12 protein-coding genes are annotated in these 12,408 nt (G+C 62.4%); 7 read left to right on the top strand and 5 right to left on the bottom strand.

Features of this window, described 5'->3' with window-relative positions:
- The 7 genes from M0954_RS20435 to M0954_RS20405 form a co-directional block, all read left to right on the top strand.
- A partial coding sequence (locus M0954_RS20435; protein WP_297355183.1) for a substrate-binding domain-containing protein occupies window positions 1–575 on the top strand: 575 nt, incomplete at its 5' end.
- A gap of 3 nt (window positions 576–578) precedes the next feature.
- Complete coding sequence (locus tag M0954_RS20430; RefSeq protein WP_297355182.1) at window positions 579–2,066, top strand: sugar ABC transporter ATP-binding protein; 1,488 nt, start codon at window positions 579–581, stop codon at window positions 2,064–2,066.
- Window positions 2,047–3,060 (top strand): ABC transporter permease, encoded by a 1,014-nt coding sequence (locus M0954_RS20425; protein ID WP_297355179.1) that lies wholly within the window; start codon window positions 2,047–2,049, stop codon window positions 3,058–3,060. Before M0954_RS20430 ends, M0954_RS20425 begins: the two co-directional genes overlap by 20 nt.
- Window positions 3,061–3,249: 189 nt before the next feature.
- Window positions 3,250–4,212 carry a substrate-binding domain-containing protein gene (locus M0954_RS20420; protein ID WP_122153915.1) on the top strand — a complete coding sequence of 321 codons (963 nt, stop codon included), beginning with the start codon at window positions 3,250–3,252 and terminating at the stop codon, window positions 4,210–4,212.
- A gap of 58 nt (window positions 4,213–4,270) precedes the next feature.
- Window positions 4,271–5,329 carry a sugar phosphate isomerase/epimerase gene (locus tag M0954_RS20415; protein ID WP_297355177.1) on the top strand — a complete coding sequence of 353 codons (1,059 nt, stop codon included), beginning with the start codon at window positions 4,271–4,273 and terminating at the stop codon, window positions 5,327–5,329.
- 82 nt (window positions 5,330–5,411) lie between these two features.
- A complete protein-coding gene (locus tag M0954_RS20410; RefSeq protein ID WP_297355175.1) occupies window positions 5,412–6,563 on the top strand; it encodes a Gfo/Idh/MocA family oxidoreductase in 1,152 nt (383 codons plus the stop codon).
- 62 nt (window positions 6,564–6,625) lie between these two features.
- Entirely contained in the window at window positions 6,626–7,333 is a 708-nt protein-coding gene (locus M0954_RS20405; RefSeq protein ID WP_185090045.1) for an NAD(P)H-binding protein, read from the top strand.
- Window positions 7,334–7,364: 31 nt separating this feature from the next.
- Here M0954_RS20405 and M0954_RS20400 read toward each other — a convergent pair whose 3' ends face one another.
- The 5 genes from M0954_RS20400 to M0954_RS20380 form a co-directional block, all read right to left on the bottom strand.
- Window positions 7,365–7,622 carry a hypothetical protein gene (locus M0954_RS20400; protein ID WP_297355173.1) on the bottom strand — a complete coding sequence of 86 codons (258 nt, stop codon included), beginning with the start codon at window positions 7,620–7,622 and terminating at the stop codon, window positions 7,365–7,367.
- A 176-nt stretch (window positions 7,623–7,798) separates the two neighbouring features.
- The gene (locus tag M0954_RS20395; protein ID WP_297355171.1) at window positions 7,799–9,154 is read right to left on the bottom strand and encodes a sugar ABC transporter substrate-binding protein; all 1,356 of its coding nucleotides are present in this window, start codon (window positions 9,152–9,154) and stop codon (window positions 7,799–7,801) included.
- 83 nt (window positions 9,155–9,237) lie between these two features.
- A complete protein-coding gene (locus M0954_RS20390; protein WP_297355168.1) occupies window positions 9,238–9,996 on the bottom strand; it encodes a GolD/DthD family dehydrogenase in 759 nt (252 codons plus the stop codon).
- Between the two features lie 62 nt (window positions 9,997–10,058).
- Window positions 10,059–11,342 (bottom strand): D-tagatose-bisphosphate aldolase, class II, non-catalytic subunit, encoded by a 1,284-nt coding sequence (locus M0954_RS20385; RefSeq protein WP_297355167.1) that lies wholly within the window; start codon window positions 11,340–11,342, stop codon window positions 10,059–10,061.
- Entirely contained in the window at window positions 11,335–12,318 is a 984-nt protein-coding gene (locus M0954_RS20380; RefSeq protein ID WP_297355165.1) for a sugar kinase, read from the bottom strand. Before M0954_RS20380 ends, M0954_RS20385 begins: the two co-directional genes overlap by 8 nt.
- Window positions 12,319–12,408: the final 90 nt, after the last annotated feature.

The raw sequence follows: 12,408 nt of genomic DNA, 5'->3' as shown, positions 1-12,408 counted from the left end.
CGTGGGTCGCGTGTTGCGAGTTCGATCCGGCGGTCGGCGTGCCGTATGTCGGCATCGACAACTACCGGGCCGCCGGCGATGCCGTGCGGCATCTGTTGGCGCAGGGGCATCGGCGCGTCGGCCTGATCAACTCCGACGTCGCTTACCTTTACGCGCGGCAGCGCCAGCAAGGCTATCTCGACGCGTTGCGCGACGCCGGCATCACACCGGACGAGCGCTGGCGCATGAATCTGAACAGCCTCGACTACGAAGCGGGGGCGTCCGCTGCGGCCATGCTGATGGCGCAGCGCGACGCTCCCAGCGCGATTTTCGCGGTGTCGGATACGTTGGCGATCGGCGTGATCCACGGCCTGCGCAGCGTCGGCAAGCACGTGCCGGACGACATCGCCGTGGTCGGCTTCGACGATATCTCGCTCGCAGCGCAGATCGATCCGCCGCTCACCACCATCGCCCAGCCGATGCGCGAACTCGGCGAAACCGCTGCACGCCTGTTGCTTCAGCGTCTGGCCAATCCTCTGGCAAGCGTGCCCGGCGTGCTGTTGCCGCACCGGCTCGTGATTCGTGGGAGTGCCTGAGCCATGAGTCTCGCCGTACGCTTTGACGATATCCGCAAAGACTTCGGCCCGGTGCGCGTGCTGCATGGGGTGAGTTTCGAACTGACGCCGGGCCGCATCTACGGTCTGCTCGGCGAGAACGGCGCGGGCAAATCGACGCTGATGAAAATCCTCGCCGGGTATGAAGCGGCCACCGCCGGCACGCTGCTGATCGACGGCGCGGCGCAGCAGTTCGCCAGCTCGCGCGAGGCGGAAGCGGCCGGCATTGTGCTGATTCATCAGGAGTTCAACCTGGCGGAGCATCTGACGATTGCGCAGAATATGTATCTGGGCCATGAGAAGCGCCGCGGCTGGCTGCTCGACGACGCGGCGATGCGAGCGGAGGCAGCGCGTCACCTCGCTCAGGTGGGCTTGAAAAAAACGCCGGATACGAAGGTGCGCGATCTGATCGTCGCCGAAAAGCAGATGGTGGAGATCGCCAAGGCGCTGTCACGCAAGGCGCGTCTCCTTATCATGGATGAGCCGACCGCCACGCTCACGCCGTCCGAAACCGAGCGCCTGTTTGCATTGATGACGAAGCTGAAGGCCGACGGCGTCACGATCATCTACATCTCGCACAAGCTCGACGAAGTCGAGCACATCACCGACGAGGTGATCGTGATGCGCGACGGCCGCTTCGTCGCACGTGGCGAGACAGCAGGGCTCGCCCGTCAGCAGATGGCCAACCTGATGGTCGGGCGCGACCTGTCCGATATGTTCCCGGACAAGGCAGCGGTGTCCGCCGAAGCTTCAGTCGCCTTGAAGGTCGAAGGCCTTGTCGTGCCCGATTGGGTCGAAGACCTGAACTTCGAGGTGCGCGCGGGCGAAGTGCTCGGTTTTGCGGGCCTCGTTGGTGCAGGACGTACGGAGGCCTTCGAGGCGATCCTCGGTCTGCGCCGCCGCCTTGCGGGGCGCATTGAGATTGGCGGGCACGCCGTGCAAATCAAAAGGCCGCTCGACGCGATGCGCCACGGACTCACCTACCTCAGCGAGGACCGCAAGGGCAAGGCGCTGCACGTCAACCTGAACCTGCAGGACAACCTCACGCTGATGACGCTCGAGCAATACACGCATCCGCTGCTCGATCTGAAAGCGGGGCGCGCGGCGCTCAAGCAGGCGGTGAGCGACTTCGGCATTCGCACTGGCGATCTATCGAGCCGTGCGCGGATGCTGTCTGGCGGCAACCAGCAGAAGCTTGCACTCGCCAAGTACCTGCAGCCGAACCCGAACGTAGTGGTGCTCGACGAGCCGACCCGCGGCGTCGATGTCGGTTCGAAGCGGGACATCTATTTCCTGATTCACCGGCTGGCGTCCCAAGGACGTGCGGTGATTGTTATTTCATCCGAACTGATCGAGCTGATCGGCCTGTGCCATCGCGTCGCCGTAATGCGCGCGGGCCGGCTGCAGGCCACGCTCGATCTCGACCACCTGACCGAAGAGGAGTTGATCGCCCATGCGACCGGCACCCACTGAAGCTGCACAATCCGGCCGAGCCATGCGTCTCGCGCATCACCTGTATGGGCTGGGGCCGCTCGTGGGACTCATCGTGCTGTGCGTCACCGGCACCTTGCTCAATCACGATTTCGCCACCGTCGACAATCTGATGAACGTGCTCACGCGCACCTCGTTCATCGGCATCATCGCGGTCGGCGAGACCTTCGTGATCATCTCCGGGGGCATCGATCTGTCGGTCGGCTCGATGGCGGCGTTGATTGCCGGCAGCATGATCTGGCTGATGAACGGTTTGTCGGCGGGAGTCGGTGGACATACGTTCGCGCCGCTCGCGATCATTGCGATTGGCATCGTGCTGGCGTTTGTCCTCGGTGGATTGTTTGGGTGGGCACATGGTCTGTTGATTACCAAAGGGCGTATCGAGCCATTCATCGTCACGCTGGGCACGCTCGGCATTTTTCGCGCGGTGCTCACGTGGCTTGCCGATGGCGGTGCGCTCACGCTCAACAACTCGCTAACCGATCTCTACAGTCCCGTGTATTACGCGAGTTTGCTTGGCGTGCCCGTTCCCATCTGGGTATTTCTCGTCGTGGCGGCTGGCGGCACGCTGATTCTGAACCGCACGGCGTTTGGGCGGCATGTGCAGGCGATCGGGTCGAACGAACAGGTTGCGCGCTATGCCGCGATTCGCGTCGATACCGTCAAGATCATTACCTACGTACTGCTTGGCATCTGCGTTGGCGTTGCGACGGTGCTCTACGTACCGCGTCTCGGTTCCGCTACGCCGACGACCGGCATCTTATGGGAGCTCGAAGCGATCGCGGCGGTGGTGGTAGGCGGCACCGCGCTCAAGGGCGGCGAGGGACGCGTGATCGGCACGGTGATTGGCGCGATCCTGTTGTCGGTGATCGCCAACATTCTGAATCTCACCAGCATCATCAGCGTGTATCTGAACGCGGCGGTGCAGGGGGCGGTGATTATCGTCGTGGCGTTTTTGCAGCGCGGGCGGCGGTAAGCGATGGTGTGGCAAGCAGTGACGGCGGGGCGGCACGACAGCAGCAGGGGCAGCACGGGCATAGGAAGCGCAGCACAGCCAAAGCAGTGCAGGAAACCGGGCGCACGAAAGTGCCTCATAGATCAACAACCGTGATGGGACCAGAGCAAGCGTTCAGGCGCCGACTCCGGTCGACATAGGAGACACAACATGAAACAGGTCATTCGAGCGATCAGCGCCGGCGTGCTGGCGTTGGGAATACTGGGGGCCGCGGGCGCAGCGCGTGCCGACGACAAGGTCATTCTGGGCGTGGCGATACCGACAGCCGATCACGGCTTCACCGGCGGCATCGACTGGTGGGCGAACAAGGCCAAGGAGGACATGGAGAAGGCGCACCCCGACCTCAAGGTGATCCTCAAAACCTCGGCGAGCGCGCCGGAACAGGCGAACCAGTTGCAGGACATGGTCACCGTCAACAAGATCACTGCACTGGTGATCTTCCCGCATGAATCGGCTTCGCTGACGCAGCCGGTAGCGCAGGTGAAGAAAAAGGGCATCTACGTGACGGTGGTGGATCGCGGCCTGACCGACACCAGCGCGCAGGACGCATACGTGGCGGGCGACAACACCGCCTTCGGCAGGATCGCCGGTGAGTACTTCTGCAAATCGCTGAACGGCAAGGGCGACATCGTCGCGTTGCGTGGCATTCCGACCACGCTCGATAACGAACGCTACAGCGCGTTCACCGAAGCGTTGAAGGCTTGCCCCGGCGTGAAGGTGCTCGATGCGAAATACGCCAACTGGAATCGCGACGACGCGTTCAAGGTGATGCAGGACTACCTGACGCGCTTCAAGCATATCGACGCGGTCTGGTCTGCGGATGACGATATGTCGGTGGGCGTGCTCAAAGCCATCGATCAGGCGAAGCGCACGGACATCAAGGAAGTGCTCGGCGGCGCCGGATCGAAAGAGATGATCAAGCGCGTGCTGGACGGCGACAAGATCATCAATGCGGACGTCACGTACTCGCCGAAGTTCATCTACGACGCGATCAAGCTGACGGCCGAAGCCCGTCTGAAGGGCCAGACGCTGCCGCCGAAGACGATCATCCCGTCGGTGCTCGTCACGAAGGACAATGCAAAGGACTACTACTTCCCGGATTCACCGTTCTAACGGGCTGGCCGCGCGCTGCACGGCGCGCGGTCCAACCTTTGACCGAAGGAGCGACACGATGAAGACCATCAAGGGGCCGGCGATCTATCTGGCCCAGTTCCTGGGCGACAAGGCGCCCTTCGACTCGCTGCAAAACCTGGCTACCTGGGCCGCCAGCCTTGGCTACAAGGGGATTCAGGTGCCGGTCGACCCGCGCCTGATCGACCTCGAACAGGCTGCGGCTAGCCAGACGTATTGCGACGAGTTATTGGGTGTCGTCGCCGACGCCGGTGTCGAGATCACCGAGCTGGCGACACATCTGCAAGGTCAGTTGGTGGCGGTGCATCCGGCCTATGACCTGCTGTTCGACGGTTTTGCGGCCCCGCATGTGCGCGGCAATCCGCAGGCGCGTACCGAATGGGCGATCCAGCAGGTGAAGCTGGCGGCGCAGGCCTCGCGACGGCTCGGGCTCGACACGCATGTGTCGTTTTCCGGCGCACTCGCATGGCCTTATGTGTACCCGTGGCCGCAACGTCCTGCAGGTCTCGTCGAGGAGGCTTTCGATGAACTGGCGCGCCGCTGGACGCCGATTCTCAATGCGTTCGACGAAGTCGGCGTGGACGTCGCGTACGAACTGCATCCGGGTGAAGATCTGCACGACGGTGTGACGTTCGAACGCTTTCTTGAGCGTCTGAACGGAGCGGGCGCACAGCGCCGCGCAAACATTCTTTTCGATCCAAGTCACTACGTATTGCAGCAACTCGATTACCTCTCGTTCATCGATATCTATCACGAGCGCATCAAGGTCTTCCACGTGAAGGACGCGGAGTTTCGTCCGACAGGCAAGGCGGGTGTCTACGGCAGTTATAGCGACTGGGTCGACCGCCCGGGCCGGTTCCGCTCGCTCGGTGATGGCCAGATCGATTTCGGCGCGATCTTCTCGAAGATGGCGCAATACGATTACCCCGGCTGGGCGGTCCTCGAATGGGAATGCGCGCTGAAGCATCCGGAAGACGGCGCACGCGAGGGCGCGGAGTTCATTCGCCGTCACATCATTCGGGTTGCCGAGCATTCGTTCGACGACTTCGCGGGCAGCGGCGTCGATACAGCGCAACTGAAGCGCGTGCTGGGTATCTGAGCGAGCGTCGCCGTCGCAGCGAGCGCGAGTCAACGCGAGTGGCGACGCGGGCCTGAGCGCATCAATCAAAGGAGCATCTTCCATGACACGAAAGTTACGGCTGGGCATGGTCGGCGGCGGCCAGGGCGCGTTCATCGGCGCGGTGCACCGGATCGCCGCACGCCTCGACGACCGTTTCGAACTGGTGGCGGGCGCGTTGTCGTCCGATCCGCAACGCGCCAAGGCGAGTGCGGAAGAAGCCGGCATTGCCCGCAGTTACGCGGACTGGCGCGAGATGGCGCGGGCCGAAGTCGCACGCAAAGACGACGGTATCGACGCAATAGCGATCGTCACGCCGAATCATCTGCATGCACCGGTGGCGACCGCGTTTCTCGAAGCCGGGATTCACGTGATCTGCGACAAGCCGCTCGCCGTGTCGCTCGCCGAAGGACAGGCGCTGGCTAAACTCGCGCGCGAGACCAAGCGGCTGTTCGCGCTGACGCATACGTATTCGGGCTATCCGATGGTTCGTCACGCGCGCGAACTGGTCGAGGCGGGCGAACTCGGCGAGGTGCGCGTGGTGCAGGTCGAGTACGCGCAGGACTGGCTGGCGGAGCCGATCGAGCAATCCGGCACGAACAAGCAGGCCGGCTGGCGCACCGATCCGGCGCTGGCCGGCCCGGCCGGATGTCTCGGCGATATCGGCACGCACGCGTATCACCTCGCTGCGTTCGTGACCGGCATGCAACCGAAATGGCTCTCAGCCGAACTGCACACGTTCGTGCCGGGGCGCCGCGTCGATGATCACGTGCAGGCCATGCTGCGCTACGAGAACGGCGCGCGCGGCATGCTGTGGGCAAGCCAGGTGGCGAGCGGCGCGGAGAATGGGCTGCGGCTGCGCGTGTACGGCACCAAAGCCGGTCTCACCTTCGATCAGGAGAATCCCAACGAGCTGTGGTTCACGCCGCTTGGCGGGGCAGCGCAACGGCTTACCCGCGGCCGGGTGAAGAGCGCCATCGCCGCTCATGCGACGCGTGTGCCGCCGGGGCATCCGGAAGGCTATCTGGAGGCTTTCGCGCAACTCTATAAAGACGCAGCACTGCAAATTGAGGCATTGGATGCGGGCAGGGCGCCGCCGCCGGAAAGCACGCTTCTGACGACCGTCGACGACGGCGTCGCGGGCCTGCACTTTATCGAGGCGGTACTCGCCAGCAGCGCGGCTGATGGGCAGATAAAGGAAGTGCAACGCGGGTAAGGGTCAAGGGGGCATCTTGACGCGGTAAGATGCAGCGGTGCCCCTTTTTGACGGACTCACGCATGTCGACCTCCTTCGCGCCCAGCCAGTCCACTGCTCCCCGCCAACAGACGATTCTGCTGCTCGGCGGCACGGGCCTCGTCGGTAGTGCGTGTTTGCGTCTGCTTGCCCGGGACGATCGGGTCAAGGAAATCCGGATGCTGGTGCGGCGGGCGTCGGGATCGGCCGTGACGGGATCGACAGGGGGCAACCGGGTCGTCGAGCATGTGATCGACTATGACTGGCCTGACGCGGATTCGGACATCTTCGACGTCGACTCCGTCATTTGCGCGCTGGGCACGACCATCCGCACGGCGGGTTCACAGGCGGCGTTTCGCAAGGTGGACTACGAGTATCCGTTGCGGATTGCCGGCATCGCCCGCCGCCATGGCGCTTCGCACTTTGCGATAGTCAGCGCGATCGGTGCCGATCCGCAGGCGCGCACGTTCTACAGTCGTGTGAAAGGGAATGTGGAGCAGGGGCTGAAGAAACTCGACTACCCGGTGCTGACCATCGTACGGCCTTCGTTCCTGATGGGCGAGCGTGCCGAGAGCCGGCCGCTGGAAAGCATTGCGCGGCGTCTTGGAGTCTACCTGCCGCCCAAGTGGCGCTCGATTTCCGTCGAGCGGGTGGCGCGGGCGCTGGTGACCGAGGTCCTGAGCGACGATACGCGCGGCGTCAATATCATCGAGAACGACGCGCTGCATGACGCGCCGCCTTTGTGCCGCTGAGCTTTCTTTCAGGCGCTGAACCGTGGGCGCTTTAGCTTTTACTCTTCCTGATCTGCTCTTCGAACGCGAGGTCGAGCTTGCTCGCCTTGCGCGGTTTCGGCGGCCCGAAGCCGTCGACGAATTTAACGAAATCGTCGAGCGGCAGCGGGTCGGAAACCTTCTTGTCCGTGCCGCCCGATTTGTCGATCAGATAGAACAGGCCGCCGGACAGGCTGATCGCCGCGAACTGCGGATTGCCGCTGCGGGTCTTTAGTCGCTCGACGGCGTTGATGGCTCGGGTGGTGCGCATGGTGGTGCATTGCGTGAGGAGGGGGCATTTACTGTATCAGCAATGGTGCGCCATCGTCTGCCCAATCGCTGCATGCGGTCCCACTTCCGGGCTGATCTGCCGCGCCGATTCAGGAGCCACGCGCTTCGTATCGCACGAAAGCGCGTGGTCTACGCAGCTGCGGTCGATGCGTCCGCTTACTTCTGGTAGCCCGCCGAGCGCACGGCGCGGTTAGCTGCGGCCTGTCCCGCCTGCAGCGCCTGGTCAACGCTCATCTGCCCGGCGAGCGCTCCCGCTATCTGCTGCCCGATGAGGGCTCCGAACGACTGGAATTCCGGAATCCCCACGTATTGCACGCCGCTGTACGGGACTTTCTTCAAAGTTGAGTCGTTCGGGTTGGCGGTCTCGATCGCGTTCAGCACGAACTCGCTGAACGGCGCGGCCTGCTTGTACTCAGGACGTGCGTAGGTGGATTGACGCGTGCCCGGCGGCAGCGATGCCCAACCGATGTCGTTGCCCACCAGCGTGATGTATTCCTTCGAGGTCGCCCATTCGATGAACCGCTTGGCCGCATCTTGCGACTTCGACGACTTCGGAATGGCGAACGACCACGACCAGAGCCAGTGCGAACCCTTCGGCGTAACCTGCGTTGGCGCCGCGGCGAAGCCCACCTTGTCCGCGACGGATGATTCGGACTTGTTGTAGAGGATCCCGGCGGCCGATGTCGCATCGACCCAGATCGCGCACTTGCCGCCTGTCATCAGCGACAGATTTTCATTGAAGCCATTTGAACTGGCGCCCGGCGCTCCATCTTTCTTCAACAGGTCGACGTAGAAATTGATCGCGCTCTTCCATTCCGGCGAATCGACCTGGGCGTTCCACTTCTCGTCAAAGTAACGTCCGCCGTAGGTGTTCACCAGTGTCGAGACAAAGGCCATGTTCTCACCCCAACCCGCCTTGCCACGCAGACAGATACCGTAGACGCCGTTGGCCCTGTCGTTCAGCTTGTCCGCAAGCTCGCTGATCTGGCCGTAGGTGGGATGATCGGGCATCGTCAAACCCTTGGCAGCGAACAGGTCCTTCCGGTAGAACGTCATCGAGCTTTCGGCATTGAACGGCAAGGCGTATAGCGTTCCATCGTAAGACAACCCGTCGCGCACCGATTTGAGCACGTCGTCGAGGTCGTAGCTGGCGGGCAGGCCGGTGATCGGCACAAGCCATCCGCGCTTGCCCCAGAGCGGCGCCTCATAGGTGCCGATAGCCGATACGTCGAACTGGCCGCCGTTTGTCGTGATATCTGTCGTGAGGCGTTGCCGGAGCACGTTTTCCTCGAGCACGATCCACTTCAGCTGGATATCGGGGTTGGCCTTCTCGAACACCGGAGAAAGCTTTTTCATCTCGATCAGATCGTTGTTGTTCGGCACAGCGATCGTGACGGTGGTGGCATAGGCCGTGCTACCAAGGCCCAGTCCAATTCCCGCAACTGCTGATGCGATAAGACGGCGCCGTAAGGCGCCGCGGCGCTGCGAAGCCATATGAGAAAGGGTAATCATTTCAGTCTCCTAAACATCGTCGTGGGTTATGTAAAGCCCTCTACTGCCTCCATTTGCTCTCAGGTTTTCGTTCGTGTTGGGATCTAGATAATCGTGTAGCCGCCGTCGATCAGCAGGTTTGCGCCGTTGACCATGGCGGCTTCGCGGCTTGCCACGTACATGATTGCGCAGGCGATTTCAGCGGGCTTGGCGAATCGACGGGTGGGGATGGCAGCTCTGGCTCGTTCGCCTTTTTCTCCTGCCCACCCGGTGAGGCCCAATTCCGTTTCGACCACGGTCGGTGAAATGGCATTGACCGTCACACCTCTCGGCCCCCATTCGAGCGCCATGCAATTCGTCATTCCGATGACACCGGCTTTGCTGGCGCAATAGGCAACATGCCCTTCGATGCCAATCACCGCAGCCTGAGACGCCAGGTTGACGATCCTTCCCTGCCCACGCGCAAGCATGTTCGGCGCGAAGGCCCGCGCAACGAGAAACGCGCCACGCAGGTTGACCGCCATCGTTTTGTCCCATGTTTCAAGGGGAAAATCTTCCGCCGGCGCCAGCGGACCGATGCCTGCGTTGTTGACCAGAATGTCGACATGACCGAACTGCGAAAGAATCTTGTTGGCTGTTGTGGCGACCGATTCAGGGTCGCTGATGTCGGCGATCCAACCCCTGTGGACTGCACCGAGGTTCGAAGCGATATCCACGATGGACTCGGAACGGTCGATCAAGGCGAGCGTTGCGCCGGCTGCGGCGAATTGCTCCGCGACCTGTTGGCCTATTCCGGCTGCCGCGCCCGTTATTACCACGACCGCGTCGCTAAAATCATAAGAAGCGTTGGGCTTAAAGGGCATGACATCCTCCTTGTTAGTGTGTGACTCATTTGTAGCGAGCGCTATCGCGGCGACGTGCCACGTTACTCACGACAAGCGGAAGCGTATTGCTCGATGACTTCGCGGACCTTGCTTTGCACGATGCTCATCGGCGATCCGTCGATCACGCCGCGCCGCCGCGCCCAGTACTGCTCCGGCAAGTAGCGGCTCAGGAGATTTTCCGGAATCGTTGCGCCGGCGAGGTTGTGCAGTAGCTGTTGCGCTGCTGCATCGACTTGCGGGTCGGCCCAGTAATACCGCACCCGGTCGCTATAGCTGTAGGTGCGAAGCAGACGTCGTTGTGCCTCGTCGCCGTGGTAATACTTGTCCCAATTGTCAGGTTTGCGAAGCATCGCGGCTTCCACGGCTACCGGCAGGTCGGCGCGCTGCGCTGCAGGTAGCAGTTCAGCTTCGATGTCCGACAGCGCGTAGAGCGCCTCGCGCAACGCGAACGTGACGCCCGGTCCCACCTTGAGAATCGCGAAGCCGTCGCGCACGAGCGCCCGCAGCGATTCGGGCGTTTGATAGTCTGTCGAGTGCGCTTCGAAGACCATGCCGGGCAGTTGCGTCAGCACCTGGGAAAGGCCGGTGGCAAGGGCGGGCTGGTAGTCGATCACTTTCGTATGGTCGAATTCGACGCCGGGTTGCACGACCAGCGCAATCACGCGGTCCCACGCTGTTTCGAGGTTCCGTGCGCGCCACGCTTCACGATGCACGGCGACTGTCTCCAGCGCCGCTTCCTTCCGGGTGACTTCGACGGTATCGAGCGTTTCGCTTGCGCCACCAGGCACGGGCACTTCCGTTCCAATCACATAAACCGGGAGGCTCTTGAACCCTGCGCGGACAGCAGCAGCTTCGGCAACGGCGCACAAGCGCGCCGCGCGTTGCGCCACCACGCTATCCGACAGGCGCTCCGGATCGCCGCCGCAAGCCATGCTGGTGTCGAGGTGGATCTTCGTGAATCCTGCCCGCACATAGGCGTCGATGAGCGCTTCCGCGCGCTGCATTGATTCTTCCGCCGGAAGGCTGCGCCACGCGTTCGGTCCGAGATGGTCGCCGCCGAGAATCAGGTGCTCGCGTGGCAAGCCAACCTGCTCCGCGATTGCGTGCGCGAAGCGAATGAAGTCCGCGGGCTTCATGCCGGTGTAGCCGCCGTATTGATCCACCTGATTCGAGGTGGATTCGACGAGCAGCGGTGTGTCATCGTCGACGGCCTGCTGCATCGCCGCGGCAAGCACCCAGGGATGCGCCGAGCAGATCGAATAGATTCCCTTCAGGGACTTCGCTGCACTGTGTCCGTTGGAAAGGCGCGCAATCACGTTATCCATGATTAGGCTCCGGGTTCGCGATGAAGGCGTCGAGCTCGGCCAGCGAGGCCGTGCCTTCCATCGGGCCGCGAAAGCTGACTGCGCGCGCACCGCTCGCGCAGGCGTAGCGCAACGCTTCGGCGACGCTGATGCCCTGCGACCGGCAGGCGATGTAGGTCGCGCCAAAACAGTCGCCAGCGCCGGTGGGATCCACTTCTTCTACCTGGATCGCCGGCACATGGATTTCGTCGGTGCCGTCGTAGAAACTGCAACCTTCCTTGCCGCGCTTGACCACAACCTCGCGGATGCCGCGCTGCAGGAGTTCGTCGATCGCGGCGCGCTCGGAACCAGCGGTGGCCAGCAGCGTCACCTCATGACCGCTCGGCAGGAACACATCGGTGTAGTCGAGAATGAAATCGAGCGCCTCGCGCATTTCTGGAATCCTCAACATCTCCTTGCGGATGTTCGGATCGAAGCTGACTGTGCCGCCGTGTCCCTTGACGGTCTCGATGACTTTTTTCATCGCCTCGATGATGCGAAACGAAAACAGCGACGACCCCATCACGTGAAAGTGCTGGCAATCCTTCAGCAGATCTTCGCGGATATTAGCTACGGAAAGATGTGCCGACGCGCTATTCGTGATGTTGAAGATGAAGTCGCGCTCGCCATCCTCGCGGTAGGTGACGAAGGCGCTCCCGGTTGTCTGCCCCTTGATGACGGCGATACCCGAGACGTCCACGCCATCGGAGCGCAAGCGCTCGACGTTGAGCGTGCCGAAGTCGTCGTCGCCGACGCAGCCGATCATCGCGCAGCGGCTACCCAGGCGCGCCACCTGATCGATGAAGATCGCTGGCGCGCCGCTTGCATATGGGCCGATCAGCGTGCCTGGTTTGCGGAACGACTGGCCGCGCTCAGTCGCCATGATTTCGACGAGGATCTCGCCCATGGTCAGGATGTAGCCGGTCTTTCCGGTGCTGTGAGATTTCGAATCAGGCATGGCGTGTTTTCGTTTGAAATCTGTGGTTCATGGCGTTTCTTCCTTGAATTTCCTCGAATGGACCGTCAGCGCATGATTCGCCGGAACTCG

The sequence above is a fragment of the Paraburkholderia sp. genome (genome assembly GCF_026225065.1).
Taxonomy (GTDB): Bacteria; Pseudomonadota; Gammaproteobacteria; order Burkholderiales; family Burkholderiaceae; genus Paraburkholderia.
Note: the sequence above shows the minus strand (reverse complement) of the source record. Positions and strands in the feature narration are given on the sequence as shown.

Coding starts and splice junctions, on each gene's coding strand:
- M0954_RS20420 (WP_122153915.1), top strand. CDS start 3,250: ATGAAACAGGTCATTCGAGCGATCAGCGCCGGCGTGCTGGCGTTGGGA.
- M0954_RS20405 (WP_185090045.1), top strand. CDS start 6,626: ATGTCGACCTCCTTCGCGCCCAGCCAGTCCACTGCTCCCCGCCAACAG.
- M0954_RS20380 (WP_297355165.1), bottom strand. CDS start 12,318: ATGCCTGATTCGAAATCTCACAGCACCGGAAAGACCGGCTACATCCTG.
- M0954_RS20425 (WP_297355179.1), top strand. CDS start 2,047: ATGCGACCGGCACCCACTGAAGCTGCACAATCCGGCCGAGCCATGCGT.
- M0954_RS20410 (WP_297355175.1), top strand. CDS start 5,412: ATGACACGAAAGTTACGGCTGGGCATGGTCGGCGGCGGCCAGGGCGCG.
- M0954_RS20400 (WP_297355173.1), bottom strand. CDS start 7,622: ATGCGCACCACCCGAGCCATCAACGCCGTCGAGCGACTAAAGACCCGC.
- M0954_RS20430 (WP_297355182.1), top strand. CDS start 579: ATGAGTCTCGCCGTACGCTTTGACGATATCCGCAAAGACTTCGGCCCG.
- M0954_RS20390 (WP_297355168.1), bottom strand. CDS start 9,996: ATGCCCTTTAAGCCCAACGCTTCTTATGATTTTAGCGACGCGGTCGTG.
- M0954_RS20415 (WP_297355177.1), top strand. CDS start 4,271: ATGAAGACCATCAAGGGGCCGGCGATCTATCTGGCCCAGTTCCTGGGC.
- M0954_RS20385 (WP_297355167.1), bottom strand. CDS start 11,342: ATGGATAACGTGATTGCGCGCCTTTCCAACGGACACAGTGCAGCGAAG.
- M0954_RS20395 (WP_297355171.1), bottom strand. CDS start 9,154: ATGATTACCCTTTCTCATATGGCTTCGCAGCGCCGCGGCGCCTTACGG.